This window comes from Streptomyces chromofuscus, from assembly GCF_015160875.1.
Lineage (GTDB): Bacteria > Actinomycetota > Actinomycetes > Streptomycetales > Streptomycetaceae > Streptomyces > Streptomyces chromofuscus.
On record NZ_CP063374.1, the window covers coordinates 2,174,158 to 2,197,978 of the forward strand.

Genomic DNA, 23,821 nt, shown 5'->3' on the forward strand with positions numbered 1-23,821 from the left:
GAAATTCACCGCTCTCCGGACGAGCGCGCCGTGGCGCGCCGTCGCATCGTGTTCCAACTCCGGGGACTACGGTTCGACGCAGTACCCCCAGTCCCCCGCTTTCTACCAAAGCGGGGTTGCCGCATCGCAAGCGCCGCCCGCGCAGCGGGCTCGTCGCGCGCGAAGGCGATCATGAGCCCGATGGCGAACATGGTCGGCAGCAGGGCGGATCCTCCGTAGGAGAACAGCGGGAGCGGGACACCGGCGATCGGCAGCAGGCCGAGCACCGCACCGATGTTGATCACGGCCTGGGCCGTGATCCAGGTGGTCACGCCTCCCGCGGCATACCTGACGAAGGGGTCCTCCGTGCGTCCGGCCACGCGGATGCCCGCATAGCCTAGAGCGGCGAAGAGGGCGAGCACCGACAGCGTCCCCGCCAGGCCCAGTTCCTCACCGGTGACCGCGAAGATGAAGTCCGTGTGCGCTTCGGGTAGTTGACCCCATTTTTCCACACTTGCGCCGAGCCCGGAACCGAAGAGCCCGCCGGAGGCGAGGGCGTAGATGCCGTGCACCGCCTGCCAGCAGGAGCCGTCGGGGCCCATCTCGGTGGCACCGATGCAGCGGAACCGGTCCAGCCGGTTGGAACTGCTCTGGATGAGGATCGTGCCGAGCAGCGCGGCGACCCCCAGCACGCCGACGAACAGCCGGGTCGGGGCGCCCGCCAGCCACAACAGACCGAACAGGACGGCCGTCAGGATGATCGCGGTGCCCATGTCGCCGCCGAGCATGATCAGGCCGAGCAGCAGGAAAGCGACCGGCACCAGCGGCACCAGCATGTGCTTCCACTGCGCGAGCAGGTTGCGGTCCTGCTTGCGGGCGAGCAGATCGGCACCCCACAGCACCAGGGCGAGCTTGCCGAACTCGCTGGGCTGGATCTGGAACGAGCCCCCGAGGGCGATCCAGTTCTGGTTGCCGTTGACGGCCATCCCTATCCCCGGCACCTGCACCAGCGCCATCAGGAAGACGGCACCCGCCAGGATCGGATAGGCCAGCGCGCGGTGCAGCTTCACCGGCATCCGGCAGGCGACGTACAGCAGCACCCCGCCGATGACGGCGGCCAGCATCTGCTTGCGGAAGAAGTACGACCCCGGCAGGGACATCTGCAGGGCGGTGATCTGGGAGGCCGAGTAGACCATCACCAGGCCCAGCACGGTGATCAGCAGGCTGCCGCCGAGGATGAGGTAGTACGCCGTCAGGGGCCGGTCCCAGGCCCTTCGTGCGCGCGTGGAGAACCGTACGAAGGGGTTCTCGCGCGGCGGCCGGGGAGCGGCGGGCGCGCGGACGGTCCGCGGAACCGGCGGACGTCCCGTACGGCTGCCGGACATCACCGGCTCCCTCCGGCGGCCGGCCGCCGGTCACACCCGAGCCACATCCGAGTCACCCGTCCCTTCAAGGGTCCCAAAGCACCCGCCGTGGCCGAGACCGCCGTCAGGCGCCCGCGCCGAGTTCGCGGACCGCCTCCGCGAACGCGTCTCCTCGCTTGTTGTAGTTGGCGAACATGTCCATGGAGGCACAGGCAGGTGCCAGAAGCACCGTGTCGCCGGTGACGGCGAGGCGCCATGCCTCCCGGACAGCCGCGAGCATCGCCCCAGTGTCGGTCCGGTCGAGGTCGACGACGGGTACTTCCGGGGCGTGTCGCGCCAGGGCTTCACGGATCAGGGCGCGATCGGCGCCGATGAGGACCGCCCCGCGAAGCCGCTTCGCCGACTTGGCGACCAGCTCGTCGAAGGTCGCGCCCTTGGCCAGCCCGCCCGCGATCCACACGATCGAGTCGTACGCCGCCAACGAGGCCTCGGCGGCATGGGTGTTGGTGGCCTTGGAGTCGTCGACGTACGCCACCCCGTCCACCTCGGCGACGTGCGCGATGCGGTGGGCGTCGGGGGTGAAGGCGCGCAGCCCGTCCCGGACGGCCTGGGCGGGCACGCCGTACGCGCGCGCGAGGGCCGCCGCCGCAAGGGCGTTGGCGATGTTGTGCGGAGCCGGCGGGTTGACGTCGCCGACCTCGGCGAGCTCCTGGGCGTTCCTGTGCCGGTCCTCGACGAAGGCACGGTCGACCAGGATGCCGTCCACGACGCCGAGTTGGGACGGCGCCGGCGTGCCGAGCGTGAAGCCGACGGCCCGGCAGCCCTCCTCGACGTCTGCCGCGCGCACCAGGTCCTCGGTGGCCTTGTCCGCCGCGTTGTAGACGCAGGCGACCCGATTCCCTTCGTAGACACGGCCCTTGTCGGCGGCGTACGCCTCCATGGAGCCGTGCCAGTCGAGGTGGTCGGGCGCGAGGTTGAGCACGGCGGCGGAGTGGGCGCGCAGCGAGGGCGCCCAGTGCAGTTGGTAGCTGGACAGCTCGACGGCGAGGACGTCGTACGGCTCCTCGCCCAGCACCGCGTCCAGCAGCGAGACGCCGATGTTGCCGACGGCGGCGGTGCGCAGCCCGGCCGCCCGCAGGATCGAGGCCAGCATCTGCACGGTCGTCGTCTTGCCGTTGGTGCCGGTGACGGCGAGCCAGGGGGCCGCGTCGGGGCCGCGCAGCCGCCAGGCCAGTTCGACGTCGCCCCAGACGGGGACGCCCGCCTCGGCCGCCGCCGTGAACAGCGGCTTGTCCGGCTTCCAGCCGGGCGCGGTGACGATCAGCTCGGTGCCCTCGGGCAGCGTCTCCCCGTCGCCGAGGCGGACGGTGACACCGAGCGCCTCCAGCTCGGCGGCCTGGGCCCGGGCGCGCTCGTCGGCGCCGTCGTTGACGACGGTGACGTGCGCGCCGAGGCCGTGCAGGACCTTGGCCGCCGGGACGCCGGAGACGCCGAGCCCGGCGACGGTGACGTGCTTGCCCTTGAGCTCCGAGGAGGTCACTTTTCCGCTGCCCATCCCGCGTAGAAGAGGCCCAGTCCGACGATGACACAGATGCCCTGAATGATCCAGAAGCGGACCACGACGAGGACTTCGGACCAGCCCTTGAGTTCGAAGTGGTGCTGCAGTGGCGCCATCCGGAAGACCCGCTTGCCGGTGAGGCGGAAGGAGCCGACCTGGATGACCACCGACATGGTGATGAGCACGAACAGGCCGCCGAGGATGGCCAGCAGCAGCTCCGTGCGGGAGCAGATGGCCAGACCGGCGAGGACACCGCCGAGCGCCAGCGAACCGGTGTCACCCATGAAGATCTTGGCCGGTGAGGTGTTCCACCACAGGAAGCCGAGGCAGGCGCCCATCAGCGCGGAGGCGACCACCGCGAGGTCGAGCGGATCGCGGACCTCGTAACAGGCGCCCGGGTTGGTCAGGGTCTGCGCGTTGGCGCAGGACTCCTGGAACTGCCAGACGCCGATGAAGGTGTAGGCGCCGAAGACCAGCACGGAGGCGCCGGTGGCGAGGCCGTCGAGACCGTCGGTGAGGTTCACGCCGTTCGACATCGCGAGGATCATGAACAGCGCCCAGATCACGAACAGCACCGGGCCGATCGACCAGCCGAAGTCGGTGATGAACGACAGCTTGGTGGAGGCCGGGGTGTTGCCGCGGTTGTCCGCGAACTGAAGTGACAGCACCGCGAAGGCGATACCGACGATGAGCTGGCCGGCCATCTTCGCCTTGGCCCGCAGACCCAGCGAACGCCGCTTGACGATCTTGATGTAGTCGTCCAGGAAGCCGACCAGGCCCATGCCGGCCATCAGGCCGAGCACCAGCAGCCCGGAGAAGGTCGGCGCCGCGTCCGCCTCCGGGTCGAGGTAGCCGGTGATCATCTTCGCCAGGAAGTACGCGGCGATCGTCGCCAGGATGAAGGCGATGCCACCCATGGTGGGCGTACCGCGCTTGCTGGCGTGCTCCCGGGGACCGTCGTCGCGGATGTACTGACCGTAGCCCTTGCGCGCCAGGAGTTTGATCAGCAGCGGGGTGCCGATCAGCGTCAGGAAGAGGCCAATGACTCCTGCGAACAGGATCTGCTTCATCATCGGGCGGCAACCTCACCCTCGGCACCCGTGGCGAGCAGCGCCTCTGCGACGCTCTCCAGGCCGACCGAACGGGACGCCTTCACGAGGACGACGTCCCCCGGACGCAACTCGCTGCGCAACAGGTCGACCGCCGCCTGTGCGTCGGACACGTGCACCGACTCCTCACCCCACGAACCCTCGTTATATGCGCCCAGTTGCAGCCAGGCGGCTTCCCTGCCCCCGACCGCGACGAGCTTGCTGACGTTGAGCCGGACGGCGAGCCGTCCGACCGCGTCGTGCTCGGCGAGCGCCTCGTCCCCGAGCTCGGCCATCTTGCCGAGCACCGCCCACGTCCGCCGCCCCTTGCCCATGGCCACCAGGGCGCGCAGAGCGGCCCGCATGGACTCGGGGTTCGCGTTGTAGGCGTCGTTGACGACCGTCACGCCGTCCGGGCGCTCGGTGACCTCCATGCGCCAGCGGGAGAGGGAGCCTGCCTCGGAGAGCGCGGTGGCGATCTCTTCCGCGGACATGCCCAGCTCATGGGCGACGGCGGCCGCGGCGAGCGCGTTCGACACGTGGTGCTCACCGTACAGGCGCATGGTCACATCACTGCACCCGGAGGGTGTGTGAAGGGTGAAAGAGGGGCGTCCGGAGTCCGTCATGCGCACGTTCTCGGCCCGTACGTCCGCTTCGTCGGCCTCTCCGAAGAGGAGCACCTTCGCCTTGGTACGCGACGCCATGGCCCGTACGAGGGGGTCGTCGGCGTTGAGGATCGCCGCGCCGCCGTCCTCCGCCGACGGAAGCGCCTCGACGAGTTCGCCCTTGGCCTGCGCGATCTGCTCGCGGCCGCCGAACTCGCCGATGTGCGCGGTCCCGACGTTGAGCACCAGGCCGATCCTCGGGGGTGTCAGGCCGGTGAGGTACCGGATGTGGCCGATGCCGCGCGCGCCCATCTCCAGCACCAGGAACCGGGTTTCCTCGGTGGCGCTGAGCGCGGTCAGCGGCAGCCCGATCTCGTTGTTGAACGATCCGGGCGTCCACACCGTCGGCCCCTTGCGCTGGAGCACCTGCGCGATCAGGTCCTTGGTGCTGGTCTTGCCCGCGGAGCCGGTGAGCGCCACGAGGGTGGTGCCGAGCGTGCGCACGACGTGCCGGGCGAGGGCGCCGAGGGCCGTCTGGACGTCGTCCACGACGATCGCGGGCACGCCGACGGGGCGCGACGCGAGTACCGCGACCGCGCCCGCCTCGACGACCTGTGCCGCGAAGTCGTGGCCGTCCACGCGTTCACCGACGAAGGCGGCGAACAGGCTGCCGGGCGCGACCTCCCGGGAGTCCCGGACGACCGGTCCGGTCACCTGGGCCGACGGATCCGGTATGTCGTGCGTCTGCCCGCCGACGACTTCTGCGATCTCGGCGAGAGAGAGGGCGATCACAAGTTCATCCCCTGGATCTTCTGGATTTTCATCCCTGGGTTTTCTGGATTGCTTCGCGCAGCACCTGGCGGTCGTCGAACGGACGGACCACGCCGGCGATGTCCTGGCCCTGCTCGTGGCCCTTGCCCGCGACCAGCACGGTGTCCCCGGGCCGCGCCCGGCCGACGGCGGCGGCGATGGCGGCGGCCCGGTCCTCGAAGAGCAGCACCTCGCCGCGTTCGTGCGCGGGCACCGTCGCCGCGCCCTCCAGCATGGTGGCGAGGATCGCGAGGGGGTCCTCGGAACGGGGGTTGTCGGAGGTCAGCACGGCCGTGTCGGAGAGCCGGGCCGCGGCGGCGCCCATGGGGCCGCGCTTGGTGGTGTCCCGGTCGCCGCCGCAGCCGAGCACGACGTGCAGCCGGCCCTTGGTGACCTTGCGGAGCGCCTTGAGGACGGACTCGACGGCGTCCGTCTTGTGGGCGTAGTCGACGACCGCGAGGTAGTCCTGGCCGGCGTCCACGCGCTCCAGGCGGCCCGGCACGCCCGGCACGGCGGCGATGCCGTCGGCCGCGGTCTGCGGGTCGAGGCCGGCGGCGGCGAGGGCGGCGATCGCGGCGAGGGTGTTCGCCACGTTGAACGGGCCCGGCAGCGGCGACCTGGCACTGATCCGCTCGCCGCCCGGGCCGTGCACGGTGAACGGCGAGTCCAGCGGGCCGACCTCGACGTCCGCGGCGCGCCAGTCGGCGTCCGGGTGGCCCTCGGCGGAGTAGGTGACGACCGGGACGCCGGCCTCGCGGGCGAGCCTGCGGCCGTACTCGTCGTCGACGTTGACCACGCCGAGTCTGCTGCGTTCCGGCGTGAACAACTGCGCCTTGGCCCGGAAGTAGTCCTCCATGTCGGAGTGGAACTCCATGTGTTCCGGGCTGAGGTTGGTGAACACGGCGACGTCGAAGACGCAGCCGTCGACGCGGCCGAGGACCAGCGCGTGGCTGGAGACCTCCATGGCGACCGCCTCGACGCCGCGCTCGCGCATCACGGCGAACAGGGCCTGCAGGTCGGTGGCTTCGGGCGTGGTCCGCTCGGACTTGATGCGCTCGTCGCCGATCCGGGTCTCGACCGTGCCGATGAGTCCGGCGGAACGGCCCGTGCTCAGGCCGCCCTCGACGAGATAGGCGGTGGTGGTCTTGCCGGAGGTGCCGGTGATGCCGATCTGAAGCAGGTCGCGGCCGGGGTGGCCGTAGATCGTCGCCGCCAGCTCGCCCATCCGCGCGCGCGGGTCGTCGACGGTGAGCACCGGAAGGCCCGTCGCGGCGGCGCGTTCGACGCCGGCCGGGTCGGTCAGCACGGCGGCGGCGCCGAGGCCGAGGGCCTGGGTGACGAAGTCGGCACCGTGCACGCGGGCGCCGGGCAGGGCGGCGTACAGGTCGCCGGGGCGGACGGCGCGCGAGTCGTGGGTGATGCCCGTGACCTCGGCGGTTCCCTGCGGGGCGGTGACACCCAACTGGTCGGCGAGCTCCGCGAGGGGTGTGGCGAAGACCCGTTCCGGCCTGGGCGGTCCCGGGTACGTCACGGGAACGTCCTTCTGGGTGGTTTGGGACTGATCAGCGTGTGGCACGGCGGTGAGCGTACCGGGCGCACCCGCTCCGGAGCGAAGTGAGGGGCGGGGGGCGCTCTGGTTCCCGGGATCGGGGGTGGTCGTTGTCACGGCTGGTTCCTGGGGTGCTCGGTGCTGATCGGTTGCTCGGGACGTGGGGGCTCGGTCGGCTCGGTGCTGATCAGGGTTTGAAGGTGACCGGGAGGTTCGCGGGCCTGGCCCCGGTCGGCGGGACCTGGAGGGTCTTCAGGGCGAACTCCATCACCTGCTTGTAGACGGGTCCGCAGATCTGGCCGCCGAAGTAGCTGCCGTTGGTGGCGTTCTGGATGGCGCAGTAGACGGTGACGCGCGGCTGGTCCGCGGGGGCGAATCCGGCGAACGACGAGGTGTAGCCACGGTACTTGCCGGTGGCCGGATCCACTCGGTTGGCGGTGCCCGTCTTGCCCGCGACCCGGTAGCCGGGGATGCGCGCCTTGGTGCCGGTGCCCTCCCGGTCGTCGACGACCGACTCCAGCATCCGGGCCAGCGTCGTGGCGGTCTTCTCGCTCACCACCCGCTTCTTCTCGGGCTCCGGGGCGGGTGTGAAGCGTCCGTCCGGTCCCTTCGCGCCGCGCACGAGCGTGGGTTCGACGCGAACGCCGCCGTTGGCGATGGTCGAATACACGGAGGCCGCCTGCATGGCGTTGATGGACACGCCCTGGCCGAAAGGAATCGTGTACTGCTGCGACGTCGACCACTGGTCGGGCGGCGCGAGGATGCCCTTGGTCTCGCCGGGGAAGTCCAGCCCGGTGGAGCCGCCGATGCCGAACTTGCGCAGGTACGAGTGGAGCACCCGGTTGGCCTCGGCCTGGTTCCTGCCGAGCTGACCGGTGGCCAGGATGGTGCCGATGTTGCTGGACTTGGCGAGCACGCCGTTGAGCGTCAGGTACCAGGTCGGGTGGTCGACGTCGTCCTTGAACAGCCGGTCGCCCCGGTGCAGCCGGTTGGGCACCACCACGTGCGTCTGCGGCGTGGCCACGTTCTCCTCCAGGACGGCGGCCATCGACACGACCTTGGCGGTGGAGCCGGGTTCGTACGCGTCCTGCAGGGCCGCGTTGCCCAGGGCGGTCGGATCGGCCGTGGAGAGGTCGTTGGGGTCGAAGCCGGGCGAGTTGGCCATGGCGAGGATCTCTCCGGTGCGCGTGTCCTGCACGATCACGTAGCCGCGGTCGGCGTCGGACTTCTCCACCTGCTCGGCGATGGCGTTCTGCGCGGCCCACTGGATGTCGCGGTCGATGGTCAGCTCGATGTCCGAGCCGGGGACCGCGGGGGTCTCGGTGGAGCCGACGGTCGGCACCTGCAGGCCGCCGGACTGGGCGTAGCGGATCTTGCCGTCCTCGCCGGCCAGCTGCTCGTTCAGTTGCTGCTCGACACCGCCGCCGCCCTTGCCGTCGGCGTTGACCCAGCCCAGTATCCCGGCGGCCAGGTCGCCGTTGGGGTACACGCGCTTGCTGCTGGGTTCGGCGAGGACCCCGGCGAGGACGTTGACGGTGCCCGGGTCGGTCTCCGCCTTGGTGGCGAGCGCGGTCCGCAGGTCCTTGATCTGCTTCCAGACCTGCGGGGTCTGCCGTCCGGCGAGCTTGACGTACCGCAGCTCGTCGTCCTCGGGGCGGAGCTTGTCGGTGATGTCGGCCTGGTCCTGGCCGAGGATCGGCGCGAGCAGCGCCGCCGCCTGCTCGGGCCCGTCGTCGATCTTCAGCTGCTCGCGGGTGAACAGCGTGGGGTCGGCGGTGATGTCGTACGCGTCGACGCTGGTCGCCAGGGCCACGCCGGTGCGGTCGGTGATCTCACCGCGCTGCGCGGCCAGGGTGTGCACGACGTAGCGGTTCGCCTGCGCCTTGGCGGCGTAGGCGCTGGCGTCGACGGCCTGCACCTGGAGCAGCCGTACGACGAAGACCAGCAGGACGAGGGTCAGCGCGAAGCCGATCAGGCGCAGCCGGGGGCGGGGGCTGCCGAGCCGGATCGCGCGCGGGGGCGCCGAGCGGGGCTGGACGGGGCGGCGCACCGGGCGGGCGCCCGGGCCGGGGCGCCGCCGGCCGTCGGAGCGATCGGGCCGTGCGGGTCCGGGCACGCGGCGACGCGGCGGTTCCCTGTCGGTCACTTCCGTCACCTGCCGGAGGGTGTGGTCGGGAGAGGGGCGGGCGTGCTGGCGAGCGGGCGGGGGTCGGGCGTGGCGGAGGTGGCGGCCGGGCGTGACGTGGGAGTGGCCGCGGGTGAGCCGGGGGTGGCCGGGGCCGTGCCGGGGGCGCTCGGGACGGCGGGGACGGCCTCGGGCGGGATGGACGCGAGGCCGGTGGGCATCGCCTCGGGCGCGAGGACGAGGGGGCGGCGTGCGGAGGCCGGTTCGGCGGCGGCCGGGGAGGGGACGCCCCTGACGGTGCCGTCGGGGTCGAGGAAGGCGGGGTCGGAGCCGGGGACCATGCCGAGTTCACGGGCCCGGCGCTGCAGCGCGTCGGGGGCGGAGTAGGCATCGATGTCGCGCTGGAGCGCCTGTTCCTCGTCGGTGAGGTTCTTGGTCTCCTTCTGCAGGTCGTCGAGTTGGAACGACCCTTCGCTGAGCGCGGAGTTCAGCACGAGCAGACCGATGAGGCCGCCGCCGAGGAGCAGGACGACGAGGAGGACGAACGGCGTCCGGGCGGCCTGGGCCCGCCCGGTCGGCAGGAGCTGCGCGAGCCGTGCGGCCCTGCCCCTCAGTTCGGGTTTCCTACCCACTCGCCCTCCCCCGCGTCCGGATGTCGGACCCGCGTGCGCTGCGAGTCCCCCGCCCCGTCGGCTGCCTCACTCGACGTCCTCCCTGATCCGCTGGGCCCCGCGCAGTCGGGCCGGGGCCGCACGGCGGTTCTCGGCGACCTCTTCCTCGGTGGGAAGTTCGGCACCCCGGGTGAGCAGCTTGAGCCGGGGCTGGTACTGCTCGGGCACCACCGGCAGCCCGGGCGGCGCGGTGCCGGCCGCCCCCGCCGCGAACACCTGCTTCACCAGCCGGTCCTCCAGCGAGTGGTACGACAGCACCGCGATGCGCCCGCCCACGTCCAGCGCCTTCACCGCCGCCGGGATCGCCCGCTCCAGCACGGACAGCTCGCCGTTGACCTCGATGCGCAGGGCCTGGAAGGTGCGCTTGGCCGGGTTGCCGCCGGTGCGCTTGGCGGCCTGCGGCAGCGCGTCCCGGATCAGCTCCACGAGCCGCGCGCTGTTGCTGAACGGCTCCTTCTCGCGCTCGCGCACCACGGCGGCCACGATCCGCTTGGCCTGCTTCTCCTCGCCGTACGCGCGCAGGATTCGCACCAGCTCACCGGCCGGGTAGGTGTTGAGGACCTCGGCGGCGCTGACGCCGGTCGTCTGGTCCATGCGCATGTCGAGCGGGGCGTCCTGGGCGTAGGCGAAGCCGCGGTCGGCCTCGTCCAGTTGCATGGAGGAGACCCCGAGGTCGAACAGCACGCCCTGCACGCGCGCGATGCCGAGCCGGTCCAGCACCTCGGGCAGCTCGTCGTACACGGCGTGCACCAGAGTGGCCCGCTCCCCGTACGGCGCCAGCCGCTCACCGGACAGCCGCAGCGCCTCCTTGTCCCGGTCCAGCGCGACGAGGCGGACCTGGGGGAAGCGCGCGAGCAGCGCCTCGCTGTGGCCCCCGAGGCCGAGCGTGCAGTCGACGGCCACGGCTCCGGGCCGCTCCAGCGCGGGTGCCAACAGGTCCAGGCACCGCTGGAGCATCACCGGGACGTGTCGACTCTGGCTCAAGGGGCCCTCTCAGCTCCGGCGGGTCGTACGCACCGCCGGGTCCCCGCCCGCTCGTGAAGGGGAGGCCTGCCGGCGCCGGAAGCGTCAGCCGGCCGGGAGCGGGTGGAGGCCGAGCCGTACGTACGCGCCGCGCACGTGGGGGATCCCCGGCGGCCACGCCGGGATCCTGCGGGAATTCGATGCAGCGGGTAAGTCTCGCCTCCCGCTTCGCGTCACTTTAGTCCACCCTCTGTCGCGGTCAATCAACCGGCCTGCGCGTCGCGGCGGCGACGGCGGGCTCCTCGCGAACCGGTGCGGATCACTCGCAAGGGCGCATACGCGCCATGCGTGTGGGTTACCTCACACCATGAGCCGATGACGTTCTTTGTCCTCTCTCACAACAGGACCCGACGGCCGGTGACCAGTACCGTCATCACCATGACGACTTCTGCATCGGTTCCCGCCGGCCCCGAGGACGCCATAGCCCGCGTCGGCACCGTCACGGACCGCCTTGTCGAGGCGAACGAGCGGTACGCGGCCGCCTTCACGGATCCCGGCATGGACGCCCGCCCGGTCCTCCAGGTCGCCGTCGTGGCCTGCATGGACGCCCGACTCGACCTGCACGCCGCGCTCGGTCTGTCCCTCGGCGACTGCCACACCATCCGCAACGCGGGCGGCGTCGTCACCGACGACGTGATCCGCTCGCTCACCATCAGCCAGCGCAAGCTCGGCACCCGCAGCGTGGTCCTCATTCACCACACCGGCTGCGGTCTGGAGAGCCTCACCGAGGACTTCCGCACCGAACTGGAGGTGGAGATCGGCCAGCGCCCGGCATGGGCGGTGGAGTCCTTCAAGGACGTCGACCAGGACGTGCGGCAGTCCATGCGGCGCGTGCGCACCTCGCCGTTCCTGCTGCACACCGACGACGTGCGCGGCTTCGTCTTCGACGTCCGGACGGGTTCGCTGCGCGAGATCGACCCCGCGTGATCCGCCACCCGGGGATCCCGTTCTGCGGGATTCCCGGGCCAGGGCAGAACAAATTGCCGTAAGACCCGACATATCGCGGCCAGTTGTCCACAGTCGAGTGACACGAATCGGTAACGGCGGCAAGAATGCGGGTGGTGGCGTCGCGCGGAACTTTGCACGCGTGGTGTCCGTGTTTCGGGGTGGGCCGGATACGCATCGCAGAGCGTCGGCCCGTGAGAAAGAACGGGCCGAGGAGGGCCGGGTGACGACCTATGACGATCGAGCGAGCCTCACTGATCTGACTGCCACCGTGGATCGGGTCCGCGATGCGGTGGAGGAAGTGATCGAGGGCAAGCCCGAGGTCGTGCGGCTTTCGCTGACCGTGTTGCTGGCCGAGGGGCATCTCCTGATCGAGGACGTCCCCGGAGTGGGCAAGACGATGCTCGCCAAGACGCTGGCGCGGTCCATCGACTGTTCGGTGCGGCGCATCCAGTTCACGCCCGACCTGCTGCCCTCGGACATCACCGGTGTGTCCATCTGGGACCAGCAGCGCCGGGACTTCGAGTTCAAACCGGGCGCGATCTTCGCCCAGATCGTGATCGGCGACGAGATCAACCGCGCCTCCCCCAAGACCCAGTCCGCGCTGCTGGAGTCGATGGAGGAGCGCCAGGTCACCATCGACGGACAGACCTACGAGCTGCCCAGCCCCTTCATGGTGGTCGCCACGCAGAACCCGGTCGAGATGGAGGGCACCTACCCGCTCCCCGAGGCCCAGCGCGACCGCTTCATGGCCCGCGTCTCCATCGGCTACCCGAGCGCGGAGGCCGAGCTGCAGATGCTCGACGTGCACGGCGGGGTCAACCCGCTGGACGACCTCCAGCCGGTCGCGCACGCGCACGACATCGTCAAGCTGATCGAGGCGGTGCGCGGCGTGCACGTCGCCGACACCGTCCGGCGCTACGCGGTGGACCTGGTCGCCGCCACCCGCACCCACCCCGACCTCAGACTCGGCGCCTCCCCGCGCGCGACGCTGCACCTGCTGCGCGCGGCGAAGGCTTCGGCGGCCCTCAGCGGCCGGGAGTACGCCCTGCCGGACGACGTGCAGGCCCTCGCGGTGGCCGTGCTGGCGCACCGCCTGCTGCCCACCGCCCAGGCCCAGCTCAACCGCCGTACCGCGGAGCAGGTGGTGCAGGAGATCCTGCAGCGGACACCGGTCCCGGCGACGCCCCGGCAGAACGCTTTCGGCGGCCTCGGACCCGGCACCCGGGCCTATGGCCAGCAGCCGCCCCGGAGGCTGTGATGACCACCGCGGCGGGATCCGCGCCCGCCGAGGCCGACCGCGGTGACAAGGGGGGCGTGCGCACGGCCCTGGCCGGCCTGACCACCCGCGGCCGCTCCTTCCTGGCCGCGGGGGTCGCCGCAGCCGTCTGCGCCTACGTCCTCGGCCAGAGCGACCTGCTCCGGGTCGGCCTGCTGCTGGCGGTGCTGCCCCTGGTGTGCGCGACGGTGCTGTACCGCACGCGCTACCGGGTGGCCGCCAGCCGCAGGCTCTCCCCCGGGCGCGTGCCCGCCGGTGCCGAGACCCGGGTGCACCTGCGGATGGACAACGTCTCGCGGCTGCCCACCGGCCTGCTGATGCTCCAGGACCGGGTGCCGTACGTGCTCGGCCCCCGCCCCCGTTTCGTGCTCGACCGCGTCGAGCCGGGCGGCCGCCGCGAGGTGTCCTACCGCGTCCGCTCCGATCTGCGCGGCCGCTATCCGCTGGGCCCGCTCCAGCTGCGCCTGACCGACCCGTTCGGCATGTGCGAGCTGACCCGGTCCTTCTCGACGTACGACACCCTGACGGTGATCCCGCGCGTGGAGCCGCTGCCGCCGGTGCGGCTGACCGGTGAGGCGAAGGGGTACGGCGACGGACGGCTGCGCTCGCTGGCGCTGGCCGGCGAGGACGACGTGATCCCGCGCGGGTACCGCTACGGCGACGACCTGCGCCGCGTGCACTGGCGCTCCACCGCCCGCTACGGCGAGCTGATGGTGCGCCGCGAGGAGCAGCCGCAGCGCTCCCGCTGCACGGTGCTGCTCGACACCCGGGGCGTCGCCTTCGAGGGCGCGGGCCCCGACTCGGCCTTCGAGTGGGCGGTGGCGGGCACCGCGTCCGTGCTGGTGCACATGCTCGAGCGGGGCTTCTCGGTACGGCTGTTGACGGACACCGGCAGCTCGGTGCCCGGCGAGGGCGCGGACGGTTTCGCGGGCGCGAGCCAGGAGTCGGCGGACGCGGCCGGGCTGATGATGGACACCCTCGCGGTGATCGACCATTCCGACGGTACGGGCCTGTCCCGGGCGTACGACGTGCTGCGCGGCGGGCAGGAGGGGCTGCTGGTGGCCTTCTTCGGCGATCTCGACGAGGAGCAGGCCGCGGTGGCCGCGAGGATGCGCCAGCGCACCGGCGGCGCGCTCGCCTTCGTCCTGGACCGCGCGGACTGGGTGCGGGAACCGGCCGACGCACCCGGGCCGTTGGACGAGAAGGAGGAGCGGCTGCGGATGCTGCGCGAGGCCGGCTGGACGGCCGTGCGCGTGCCGCGGGACGCCTCGCTGCACGACCTGTGGCGCCAGGCGGAGAGCGAGCGCACGGGCGTCGTGACGGCGAGCGGCAGGAGCGACGGGGAGGGGCGGTCATGAGCGGGCAGGCGCGGATGGCGCTGTGTGCCACGGCGGCGACGCTGATGGCCGCGTGCGCGCTGCTGCCGCTGGTCGACCAGGTCTTCTGGTTGCTTCAGGCCGCCGTCCTGCTGATGATCCAGACGGCGGTGGGCGCGGCGGCCCGGCGGGTGCCGCTGGCCCGCCCGCTGACGGTGGCCGTGCAGGCCCTGGTCACGCTGATGCTGCTGACCCTGCTCTTCGCCTCCGACTACGCGCTCATCGGGCTGATCCCCGGCCCCGACGCCTTCGTCCACTTCGCCGACCTGCTCCGGCAGGGCACCCAGGACGTCGGGCGGTACGCGATCCCGGCGCCGCTGTCCGCCGGCATCGAGCTGATGCTCGTCGGCGGTGTCCTGGTGATCGGGCTGGCGGTGGACGTCCTCGCGGTGACCTTCCGCAGCGCGGCCCCGGCCGGCCTGCCGCTGCTCGCGCTGTACTCGGTCGCCGCGGGGCTGTCCGACGGCACCGGCGGCTGGGTGTGGTTCCTGATAGCCGCGGTCGGCTATCTGATGCTGCTGCTGGCCGAGGGACGGAACCGGTTGTCGCAGTGGGGCCGGGTGTTCGGCGGGGCGCCGCGCGGGCCGGGCGGGGAGCCGGGCGGTCCGGTGACCCCGGTGCGCACGGGACGGCGGATCGGCGTGGTCGCGCTGGGCACGGCCCTGGTCGTGCCGCTGGCCCTGCCCGCGATGAACGGCGGCCTGCTGGACGGCGCCGGGACGGGCGTCGGCACGGGCGGCGGGGGCGGCGGCACGATCTCCGCGGTGAACCCGCTCGTGTCGCTGCGCGACAGCCTGAACATCGACGAGGACCGCACGGTCATGACCCTGCGGACCAGCACCGACGACCTCTCCGCCATGTATCTGCGGATCGTGTCCCTGGACGACTTCGACGGCACCACCTGGAAGCCCTCCCGGCGCAACATCGTCGCGGTGCCGGACGAGCTGCCCACCCCCGTCGGCCTGGGCCCGGACGTCCGTCGCGCCGAGATACGCACCCGCATCGCCGCGGCCGACTGGTACGCGCAGGACTGGCTGCCCATGCCGTACCCGCCGAGCGGCGTGGACGTCGACGGCAACTGGCGGTACGAACCGGTCGGGATGACGCTCGTCGGCGACCACGGCCAGACCACCCGCGGTGCCACCTACGAGGTGACCAGCCTCGACGTGCAGCCGACGGCGGACCAGCTCGCGTCGGCGCCGCAGCCGCCCTCCGCCCTGCTGCGCGAGTTCACCCAGGTGCCGGACTCGCTGCCGGGCGTCGTGGCGCGCACGGCCCGGGACATCACGGCCGACGCGAAGAACCCGTACGAGCAGGCGGTCGAGCTCCAGGAGTACTTCGCCCTGACGGGCGGGTTCCAGTACGACACCGAGGTGGAGGTCGGCAGCGGCTCCCAGGCGATCGCCCGTTTCCTGCGGGACAAGCGGGGCTTTTGCGTGCACTTCTCCTTCGCGATGGCGTCGATGGCCCGCACGCTCGGCATACCGGCCCGGGTCGCGGTGGGCTTCGCCCCCGGTACGGCGCAGGGCGACGGCTCCGTGGCGGTGGGGCTGCGGGACGCGCACGCGTGGCCCGAGCTGTACTTCGAGGGCGTGGGCTGGACGCGGTTCGAGCCGACGCCGACCCGGGGATCGACGCCGCCCTACACCCAGCCCGAGGTGCCGGGCAACAACATCCCCGACCTGCCGGAGACCTCGCGTCCGGCGGACGAGGCCACCTCGGCCGAGCCGTCCACGAGCGCGAGCTGCTCGGCGCAGGAGATCCGGCTCCAGGCGTGCGGCGCGGCGCTGCCGCTGGACCCCGGCTCCACGGGCGACGGGGGCCGGCCCTGGTACCAGACGGCGAGCTGGACGCTCCTGGTGGTCGCGGTGATCGTCCTGCCGCTGCTGCCCATGCTGTGGCGGGTCAGACGGCGGTCGGTGCGGCTGGCCTCGGCCCGGCACACCGGCTCGGCGTCACCGGGCGTGCTCGGCCGGGAACGCGGCGGTGAGGGCAGCGGCGACGGCGTCGAGGTGAACGCCCTCGCCGTGGAGCCGGACGAGCGGCACGCCGCCAAGGTGGCCGCCGGGCATGTGCTGGCGGTCTGGCGCGAACTCACCGACACCGCCTGGGACTACGGCATCGTGCCGGACGACGCGCTGACCCCGCGCAAGGCGGCCGAGCGGATCGTGCGGCTGGGGGAACTGGGGGAACCGGCGGCCCGGTCGGTGCACCGGGTGGCCGGCGCCGTGGAACAGGTGCTGTTCGCCCCGCACCCGCGTGCGGAGGCCGGGCTGGCCGACGACGTGCGCCGGCTGCGCGGGGCACTGCGCTCCCGGGCCGATCGGCGGACCCGGCTGCGGGCGGTGATCGCGCCGCGCTCGGCCGTCCGCGCGCTGTGGGACCTCAGCGACCGGTGGGCGGCCGCGAAGGCCCGCCTGGCGGCCGGCAGGGCGGCGCTGCTGCGCCGACCGTCCGGTCAGCAGAGCGGCGGCTGAGGCCGGCGACGGACGGACAGAAGCAAGGGGGCCGGTGCCCGGGCACCGGCCCCCTGCTCGTGCTCTCTGCTCCGTTGTCCGTGCTCCGTGCTCCGTGCCGTCTCCGGTCCGCCGTTCCGACGGCTTGTGCGCTGGTCACGGCATGCGTGAGGGGTTGCCGCCCGGTGGGCGGCAACCCTCACTGCGTCATGGGGAGCTGTGGTCGGGAATCAGTGGCCCTGTTGCTCGTCACGGCGTCGCTGCCAGCGCTCCTCGATGCGGTCCATCATCGAGCGCCGCTGCCGTCCTTGACGGCCGGCGTGGGAACCACCCGCGGCGGGCTGCTCGCCCGGCTTGGGGGCCTTGCGCCAACCGGTCACGGCGAGTACAGCGCAACCCAGCATGACCAGGAAGCCCACCACGCTGAGCCAGACCTGCTTGGCGACCATTCCGGCCATGAGGAGCGCGATACCTACGAGGAAGCCCGCGACCGCCTGGTAGACCCGTCGCCGGGTGTACGTACGCAGCCCGCTTCCCTCAAGCGCTGTCGCGAACTTGGGATCTTCGGCGTACAGCGCTCGCTCCATCTGCTCGAGCATGCGCTGCTCGTGCTCTGAGAGCGGCACGGAGTCCTCCTCATCGTGCAGTCGCCGGGGCGACCCGGGGGTCCCTTCAGGATAGGCAGGGAATCGCCCCCGTGAAACCCGCCCCTCTGCGCCAATTGGCCAACCGGAACCCGCCATGGCCGGACCGGCCCGCTGAGGTTCACATTCCCCGGCGGCCGACCCGTCATGCCGGGCGGTCTCCCTCGATCATACGGCGGGAAGCGCCCGATCGGGGGGCCTGTGGCGCACTCCATCCGCAACCAACGCGCTGATCAGCGGCGCGCCGCACCAGTCACTCAGGCCTCGACGGACCCCTTGGTCTCACCGAGCACGTGAAGCTGCGTGGCCACCGCGTGAAACGCGGGAAGCTCGGCCGCGGCGGCCTCCAGCCTGAGCAGCGCGTCCATCGCGCCGGGCTCGGTGTCCACCAGGACGCCGGGCACGAGGTCGGCGAAGACCCGGACGCCGTGCACGGCGCCGACTGCGAGGCCCGCGCCCTCGACCAGGCCGGTGAGCTGCTCGGCGGTGAAACGGCGTGGCATCGGGTCACCCGAGCCCCAGCGCCCGTTCGGGTCGTCGAGGGCCTGCTTGGCCTCCGTGAAGTGACCCGCCAGGGCGCGGGCGAGCACGGCACCGCCCAGCCCGGCGGCGAGCAGGCTGACGAGGCCCCCGGGGCGCAGGGCGGCCACCGCGTTGCGGACACCCTCGGCCGGGTCGTCCACGTACTCGAGGACGCCGTGGCACAGCACCGCGTCGTACCCGCCGCGCTCGACCACGTCGAACAGGCCGTGGGCGTCGCCCTGCACGCCCGTCACGCGGTCGGCGACCCCGGCCTCGGCGGTGCGGCGCTCCAGGGCGAACAGCGCGTTCGGACTGGGGTCGACGACGGTGACCCGGTGGCCGAGCCGGGCGACGGGCACGGCGAACTTGCCGCTGCCGCCCCCGGTGTCGAGGACGTCCAGCGACTCCCGGCCCGTGGCCTTGACCCGGCGGTCCAGGGCGTCCTGGAGCACCTCCCAGACCACGGCGGTACGCAGAGCGGCGCGCGGACGAGGGGGGTCGGAGCGCAGCGACGCCGCTTGGGAGTGGTGGTGGGAGGCGGGCGGGCGCATCGGGTCCGACACGGCAGTTGACTCCTCGGCGCGGCACCGCCCTCGTGCGGGGCGGAGCGAACGGGCTGCCTCCCCGGTCCCGGGACACGGGTGGAAAGGCTTCAGGCGCCTTCCACCCTATTGCCTCCGGCGCGCCTGCCGGTCACGGCGCTGACGGCACGTTCCTCCTGTCCACGAGTGGGTTCGGCGCCGGACGCGTCGGGCGCACCGGCCCCGTCATCCCGCGTCGGACCGGGACTGCGGGAGGACCGGTTGCAGCACCAGCATCCGCTCGACGAGGCGGATGAACATCGCCACGTCGCGTATCAGGTCGTCGGCGTCCCGGCGGCTCGCCGCGCCCTGAACGCCCGCCTCGGCCAGGGCGCGGCGCCGGGCGCCCGAGGCGAACAGGGCGCTCCATTCGGTGAGCTCGGGCGCTATTTCGGGGAGCACTTCCCAGGCGCTCCTGATGCGGGCCCGGCGCCGGGGACTGGACTCCGGGCGGCCCCGCGCGGCCAGCACGGCCGCGGCCGTGCGCAGGGCGGCGAGATGGGCGGTGGCGTAGCGCTCGTTCGGTGTCTCGAGGACTGCTGCCTCGTCGAGCCCGGCGCGGGCCTGGGCGAGCAGGTCGAGGGCGGCCGGCGGGGCCGTGGCCCGGCGGAGCACGGGGTGCACGTCGCTCGCCGGGCCGGTCAGTGAGGGGGCAGGGCCGGTGGCGCGGCGCCGACGGGCGGCGGCTGCGGACGAGTTGGCCATGACGAACCTCCTGTCGTCTGTGTGACGGCAGCCCCTCACACGGGGTGCCGTATGTGCCCATCGTGAGGTATGGCACTGACAATCCGTTCTGACCTGGGCTTTTGCTTCGATCGAAGGTTCGGGCTAGTTTTGCACTGACCAGTCAGTTCAAGTAGTTCGGCCGGCAACAGTCCGGCCCGGCACCACTCGGAAACACCTGGGGGCACTTGTGGGGGCAACCGCGGCGGGACTCGCCGTCTCCGCCCGCGACTTCGGGCTGAAGGGACCCCGCGGCTGGGCCTTCCGCCGCGTCTCCTTCAGCGCGGAGCCCGGCTCGCTGATCGCGATCGAGGGCCCGTCCGGTTCGGGCCGCACGAGCCTGCTGCTCGCGCTCACCGGACGGATGAAGGCGACCGAGGGGACGGCGGTGGTCGGAGACGTCCGGCTGCCGAAGCAGATGGCGGCCCTGAGACGGGTCAGCGCGCTCGCCCATGTCCCCGGCGTCACCGACCTCGACCCGGCCCTGACCGTCGGGGAGCACCTGCGCGAACGGGCGCTGCTTGAGCGCCGTTTCGGCGGCTCGCCGCGGGGACTGCTGCGACCGCGCGCTGAACGCGTGCGCGAGGCACGGCTGCGGATCGACGCCGCCCTGACCGCCGCCGGACTCGACCGGGAGGCCCTGCCCAAGGGCTCCCGGACCGCCGTACGGGACCTGGAGCGCGTGGAGGCGCTGCGGCTGTCCGTCGCGCTGGCGCTCGTCGGGCGCCCGCGGCTGCTCGGCGTCGACGACACCGACCTGAAGCTGTCCGACGCCGGGCGGGCCGAGATCTGGGCGCTGCTGAGGTCGCTCGCCGAGGCCGGGACGACGGTACTGGCGGTGTGCAGCGAGGCTCCAGGGGACGCCGTGGCGGTGTCCCCGGAGCGGGCCCGCGGGGACGTGCCCGAGGAAACGGGACGCGACGCGTGCGGACCGGGCGGTGACGGGACCCAGGACGTACCCGAGCCGGGTGGCGGCGGCGCAGCGGCCGAGTCCGAGGGAGCGGCCGGTGGCGTGAACGAAGACACCGAGGGGGCCGACAGCGGGGGCGTACCCGGCGACCGGGACCACCGTCACGGCCGGGACCGCCAGGACCGACCGAACCGCCAGGACGACGGGGACCACGGGGACGGCGGGGACCACGAGGACGGCCGGGACAGTCGGAACCGCCGTGACGGCCAGGTGGCACACGACGACGAGATGGAGGCGGCGGATGCGTTCGCCGAGACTGGCCGCGCTTGAGCTGCGGCGGTTCGGACGGGGGAAGCTGCCCCGGGCCGCCCTGGTGGCGCTCCTGCTGCTGCCGCTGCTGTACGGCGCGCTGTACCTGTGGTCCTTCTGGGACCCGTACGGCCGTCTCGACCGGCTCCCCGTGGCGCTGGTGAACGACGACAGGGGCGCGACCGCCGACGGCAGGAAGGTCGAGGCGGGCGACGACATCGTGGCCGGGCTGCGGGACAGCGAGGTCTTCGACTGGCACGAGGTGAGCGCCGAGGAGGCGCGCGCGGGCGTCGAGGAGGGCACGTACTACCTGTCGCTGACCCTGCCGGCCGACTTCAGCGAACGCATCGCCTCCAGCTCGGGCGACTCCCCCGAGACGGGCGCGCTCCAGGTCCGTACGAACGACGCGAACAACTACATCGTCGGGCAGATCTCACGGACGGTGTTCAGCGAAGTGCGCACGGCGGCGTCCACAAAGGCGTCGCGGTCCTTCCTGGACCGGATCTTCATCTCGTTCTCCGACATCCACGGCGAGACCATGAAGGCGGCCGGCGGGGCCGACAAGCTCAAGAGCGGCATCGGTACGGCCGAGCAGGGCTCCAAGGACCTCGCCGACGGCCTGAAGGACGCCAAGGACGGCAGCGGGGACCTCTCCACGGGACTGACGAAACTCACCAAGGGCGCGGGCGACCTGGAGAACGGTTCGGCGCGGGTCGCGGAGGGTACGCAGGCGCTCGCCGACCAGGTCAACGGGATCGCGGACAAGCTCGGACCCTTCCTGGAGGCCAACGAGAAGACCATCGGTGACACGGCGCTGCTGGTCGCCGACTCGGCCGCCGCGATCCGCGACAACCTGGACACGCTGGTGCGGCGGGCCCCGGCCGCCGCGCAGGGCGCCCACCTGGCCTCCGACACGCTGAGCGACGTCCACGAGCGGCGCTGCGGAACCGGCGTACTGCCCGATCCGGCCTGCCCCGACCTGAAGAAGGCCGCGGACTCGGCCGCCGACGTCGCGACGATCGCGGACGACCTCAACACCCTGATCGTCGACTACGACGGCGACCTGAACGAGCTCGACGGGCATCTCGCCACCCTGGAGGAGCAGGCCCGGGCGCTCGCCAAGGACGCGCCGCACCTCTCGGAGGACCTCGACGAGGCCGTCGCGAAGATCAACAAGCTGAACGCGGGGGCCGGGAAGGTCGCCACGGGCGCCAGGACCCTGCACGCGGGGCTGGGCACCGCACGGACCGGCGCCGAGGACCTCGACAAGGGCGTCGGCGAGCTCAAGACGGGCGCGGACGACCTGAGCGGGGGCATGTACAAGCTCGTCGACGGCTCCGTGAAGCTCGCGGACGGGCTGCACGACGGCGCCGAGCAGATCCCCGACTACGACCAGCAGCAGCGCGACGCACGCACCGAGGTCATGGCGGACCCGGTCCAGCTGGCCTCCAGGTCCCTGCACGAGGCGCCCAACTACGGCACCGGCTTCGCCCCGTACTTCATCCCGCTGTCCCTGTGGGTGGGCGCGATGGTGGCGTACATGCTGATCCCGCCGCTCAACCGGCGGGCGCTGGCCACCGGCGCGTCGGCCTGGCGCATCGCGTCGGCGGGCTGGCTGCCGGTGCTGGCGATCGGCGTGCTCCAGACGGTGGCCCTGATGTCGGTGCTGCACTGGGCGGTCGGCCTGGAGATGGCACGGGCGGCCGGGACGGTGGGCTTCCTGTTCCTGGTGACGGCGTGCTTCGCGGCGATCGTCCAGTGGCTGAACGCGCGCTTCGGCGCCGCCGGCCGCATCCTGGTGCTCGCCCTGCTGATGCTGCAGCTGACGTCCGCGGGCGGCACGTACCCCGTGCAGACCAGTCCGGGCTTCTTCAACGCGCTGCATCCGTTCCTGCCGATGAGCTACGTCGTCGAGGCGCTCAGGAGGCTCATCACGGGCGGTGGGCTCGGTCCCGTGTGGCAGGCGTGCGCGGTGCTGGCCGCGTTCACCGTGGGCGCCCTCGCGCTGACCGCGCTGTCGGCCCGCCGCCGCCAGGTGTGGACGCTGGACCGGCTGCACCCGGAGCTGAGCCTGTGACCTCCCCTTCGACGTCCTGCCGGGATGCCGTTCCTGTGACAATCAGGGCCATGGACAGCACCAGCGCCACACCGGGGGCGAGTACGCGCCGCGAGGCGACCCGGCAGAAGCTGTACGAGGCGGCCGTCACGCTCATCGCGGAGCAGGGCTTCTCCGCCACCACGGTGGACGAGATCGCCGAGCGGGCCGGGGTCGCCAAGGGCACCGTGTACTACAACTTCGCGAGCAAGTCGGTCCTCTTCGAGGAGCTGTTGCGGCACGGCGTGGGCCTGCTCACCGCCTCCCTGAGGGAGGCCGCCGAGCGAACGGCGAAGGACGGCGGCACCAAGGTGGCCGCGCTGGACGCGATGATCCGGGCCGGGCTCGTCTTCATCGACCGCTATCCGGCGTTCACGCAGCTGTACGTGGCCGAGCTGTGGCGCACCAACCGGGCCTGGCAGTCCACGCTGCTGGTGGTCCGGAAGGAGGCGGTGGCGGTGGTCGAGGACGTGCTGCGCGCGGGAATCGACAACGGTGAGTTCAGCGAGGAGATCGACGTGCCGCTGACGGCGGCGGCGCTGGTCGGCATGGTGCTGGTGGCCGCCCTGGACTGGCAGGCGTTCCAGCCGGAGCGCTCCCTGGACGACGTGCACGCCGCGTTGTCACGGCTGCTGCAGGGGCGGGTGAGCGGGCGGCCCTGAGCACGCCGCCCTCGCCGACGGGACGGCCGCCGTCGAGAGGCAGCGGGTCGCAGAAGCCGGTGGGCTCTGCGAGTCGCGGGTCCAGCGGGTTCGGTGACCGGGCGGCTCCGGTCGGCCCGGCAGGTCCGGCGGACCCGGTGGTGCACCGCGACGGACGAAACGGGAAGCGCCGGTCCGGATCGTGGCCGCGTCCCCCGCGGGCCACGCCCGACCGGCGCTCCTTGTGCTCCCCCGTGTCCCCCCGTACCCCCGTGTTTCCCGTTCCCCCCGTCCCCCGTCGGGCCCCGTTCGGTCGTCCCTCCCACGGGTTGCCCCGTGCCTCGCTCCCGCCGACCTGAGCCGGCGGAAGGAGCGGTCCAGGGCCGCGCCGTTCCGCCGCCCCGTGTCGGCGGTGCCGGCGCTCGGCCCCTTTCCGTGCCTTCACTCTCTCGTTCACGCAGTTCGAGCCCCATCCGCGCGCGTACTCAATCCCCGGCCTAGGTACGCGTACTCAGCAGCCCGTGTTCGACCCCAGGGCGACGAGGTCCCCCAGGCGCTGCAACGCCCC

General features: G+C 72.5%; 18 protein-coding genes. 7 read left to right on the forward strand and 11 right to left on the reverse strand.

Annotation, left to right across the window (positions count from 1 at the left end):
- Positions 1-5 precede the first annotated feature (5 nt).
- The 8 genes from ftsW to rsmH form a co-directional block, all read right to left on the reverse strand.
- Positions 6-1,364, reverse strand: coding sequence for a putative lipid II flippase FtsW (gene ftsW / locus IPT68_RS09775; RefSeq protein ID WP_189697047.1), 1,359 nt, complete (start codon positions 1,362-1,364; stop codon positions 6-8).
- Positions 1,365-1,467: 103 nt separating this feature from the next.
- Positions 1,468-2,898: a UDP-N-acetylmuramoyl-L-alanine--D-glutamate ligase gene (gene murD, locus IPT68_RS09780; protein WP_189697046.1), complete on the reverse strand. Its 1,431-nt coding sequence runs from the start codon at positions 2,896-2,898 to the stop codon at positions 1,468-1,470.
- The gene (gene mraY / locus IPT68_RS09785; protein ID WP_189697088.1) at positions 2,880-3,971 is read right to left on the reverse strand and encodes a phospho-N-acetylmuramoyl-pentapeptide-transferase; all 1,092 of its coding nucleotides are present in this window, start codon (positions 3,969-3,971) and stop codon (positions 2,880-2,882) included. Before mraY ends, murD begins: the two co-directional genes overlap by 19 nt.
- Positions 3,971-5,386: a UDP-N-acetylmuramoyl-tripeptide--D-alanyl-D-alanine ligase gene (locus tag IPT68_RS09790; protein ID WP_189697045.1), complete on the reverse strand. Its 1,416-nt coding sequence runs from the start codon at positions 5,384-5,386 to the stop codon at positions 3,971-3,973. Before IPT68_RS09790 ends, mraY begins: the two co-directional genes overlap by 1 nt.
- Positions 5,387-5,414: 28 nt before the next feature.
- The gene (locus IPT68_RS09795) at positions 5,415-6,935 is read right to left on the reverse strand and encodes a UDP-N-acetylmuramoyl-L-alanyl-D-glutamate--2,6-diaminopimelate ligase (RefSeq protein ID WP_189697044.1); all 1,521 of its coding nucleotides are present in this window, start codon (positions 6,933-6,935) and stop codon (positions 5,415-5,417) included.
- 205 nt (positions 6,936-7,140) lie between these two features.
- Positions 7,141-9,099: a peptidoglycan D,D-transpeptidase FtsI family protein gene (locus IPT68_RS09800; RefSeq protein WP_373300515.1), complete on the reverse strand. Its 1,959-nt coding sequence runs from the start codon at positions 9,097-9,099 to the stop codon at positions 7,141-7,143.
- A gap of 5 nt (positions 9,100-9,104) precedes the next feature.
- On the reverse strand, positions 9,105-9,710 hold the full coding sequence (locus IPT68_RS09805) for an FtsB family cell division protein (protein WP_189697042.1): 606 nt from the start codon (positions 9,708-9,710) through the stop codon (positions 9,105-9,107).
- Positions 9,711-9,776: 66 nt separating this feature from the next.
- On the reverse strand, positions 9,777-10,733 hold the full coding sequence (gene rsmH, locus IPT68_RS09810) for a 16S rRNA (cytosine(1402)-N(4))-methyltransferase RsmH (protein ID WP_189697041.1): 957 nt from the start codon (positions 10,731-10,733) through the stop codon (positions 9,777-9,779).
- Between the two features lie 417 nt (positions 10,734-11,150).
- Here rsmH and IPT68_RS09815 point away from each other — a divergent pair, with 417 nt between their 5' ends.
- From IPT68_RS09815 to IPT68_RS09830, 4 genes are all read left to right on the forward strand, one after another.
- On the forward strand, positions 11,151-11,699 hold the full coding sequence (locus tag IPT68_RS09815) for a beta-class carbonic anhydrase (protein WP_373300513.1): 549 nt from the start codon (positions 11,151-11,153) through the stop codon (positions 11,697-11,699).
- A gap of 241 nt (positions 11,700-11,940) precedes the next feature.
- Complete coding sequence (locus IPT68_RS09820; RefSeq protein WP_189697039.1) at positions 11,941-12,978, forward strand: AAA family ATPase; 1,038 nt, start codon at positions 11,941-11,943, stop codon at positions 12,976-12,978.
- The gene (locus IPT68_RS09825; protein ID WP_189697038.1) at positions 12,978-14,354 is read left to right on the forward strand and encodes a DUF58 domain-containing protein; all 1,377 of its coding nucleotides are present in this window, start codon (positions 12,978-12,980) and stop codon (positions 14,352-14,354) included. Before IPT68_RS09820 ends, IPT68_RS09825 begins: the two co-directional genes overlap by 1 nt.
- A complete protein-coding gene (locus IPT68_RS09830; protein WP_189697037.1) occupies positions 14,351-16,849 on the forward strand; it encodes a transglutaminase TgpA family protein in 2,499 nt (832 codons plus the stop codon). The genes IPT68_RS09825 and IPT68_RS09830 overlap by 4 nt, the downstream gene beginning before the upstream one ends.
- A 209-nt stretch (positions 16,850-17,058) precedes the next feature.
- Here the strand turns inward: IPT68_RS09830 and IPT68_RS09835 are convergent, their stop codons facing one another.
- From IPT68_RS09835 to IPT68_RS09845, 3 genes are all read right to left on the reverse strand, one after another.
- On the reverse strand, positions 17,059-17,454 hold the full coding sequence (locus IPT68_RS09835) for a DUF3040 domain-containing protein (RefSeq protein ID WP_189697036.1): 396 nt from the start codon (positions 17,452-17,454) through the stop codon (positions 17,059-17,061).
- 275 nt (positions 17,455-17,729) lie between these two features.
- Positions 17,730-18,557 (reverse strand): class I SAM-dependent methyltransferase, encoded by an 828-nt coding sequence (locus IPT68_RS09840; RefSeq protein WP_189697035.1) that lies wholly within the window; start codon positions 18,555-18,557, stop codon positions 17,730-17,732.
- A gap of 204 nt (positions 18,558-18,761) precedes the next feature.
- Entirely contained in the window at positions 18,762-19,280 is a 519-nt protein-coding gene (locus tag IPT68_RS09845) for an SAV_6107 family HEPN domain-containing protein (protein ID WP_189697034.1), read from the reverse strand.
- A 208-nt stretch (positions 19,281-19,488) separates the two neighbouring features.
- Between IPT68_RS09845 and IPT68_RS09850 the strand changes: the two genes are divergently transcribed.
- From IPT68_RS09850 to IPT68_RS09860, 3 genes are read left to right on the forward strand one after another with little or no spacing between them, the layout of a single operon-like run.
- Positions 19,489-20,538, forward strand: a complete 1,050-nt coding sequence (locus IPT68_RS09850; protein WP_189697033.1) for an ABC transporter ATP-binding protein — start codon at positions 19,489-19,491, stop codon at positions 20,536-20,538.
- On the forward strand, positions 20,510-22,594 hold the full coding sequence (locus tag IPT68_RS09855; RefSeq protein WP_189697032.1) for a YhgE/Pip family protein: 2,085 nt from the start codon (positions 20,510-20,512) through the stop codon (positions 22,592-22,594). Before IPT68_RS09850 ends, IPT68_RS09855 begins: the two co-directional genes overlap by 29 nt.
- A gap of 50 nt (positions 22,595-22,644) precedes the next feature.
- Complete coding sequence (locus tag IPT68_RS09860) at positions 22,645-23,274, forward strand: TetR/AcrR family transcriptional regulator (protein WP_189697031.1); 630 nt, start codon at positions 22,645-22,647, stop codon at positions 23,272-23,274.
- The last annotated feature ends 547 nt before the right edge of the window (positions 23,275-23,821 follow it).

Bases quoted from the DNA above. Each gene is read 5' to 3' on its own strand.
- IPT68_RS09845 (WP_189697034.1), bottom strand. From the start codon at position 19,280: ATGGCCAACTCGTCCGCAGCCGCCGCCCGTCGGCGCCGCGCCACCGGC.
- IPT68_RS09830 (WP_189697037.1), top strand. From the start codon at position 14,351: ATGAGCGGGCAGGCGCGGATGGCGCTGTGTGCCACGGCGGCGACGCTG.
- IPT68_RS09815 (WP_373300513.1), top strand. From the start codon at position 11,151: ATGACGACTTCTGCATCGGTTCCCGCCGGCCCCGAGGACGCCATAGCC.
- murD (WP_189697046.1), bottom strand. From the start codon at position 2,898: ATGGGCAGCGGAAAAGTGACCTCCTCGGAGCTCAAGGGCAAGCACGTC.
- IPT68_RS09860 (WP_189697031.1), top strand. From the start codon at position 22,645: ATGGACAGCACCAGCGCCACACCGGGGGCGAGTACGCGCCGCGAGGCG.
- IPT68_RS09855 (WP_189697032.1), top strand. From the start codon at position 20,510: ATGCGTTCGCCGAGACTGGCCGCGCTTGAGCTGCGGCGGTTCGGACGG.
- mraY (WP_189697088.1), bottom strand. From the start codon at position 3,971: ATGAAGCAGATCCTGTTCGCAGGAGTCATTGGCCTCTTCCTGACGCTG.
- IPT68_RS09825 (WP_189697038.1), top strand. From the start codon at position 12,978: ATGACCACCGCGGCGGGATCCGCGCCCGCCGAGGCCGACCGCGGTGAC.
- ftsW (WP_189697047.1), bottom strand. From the start codon at position 1,364: ATGTCCGGCAGCCGTACGGGACGTCCGCCGGTTCCGCGGACCGTCCGC.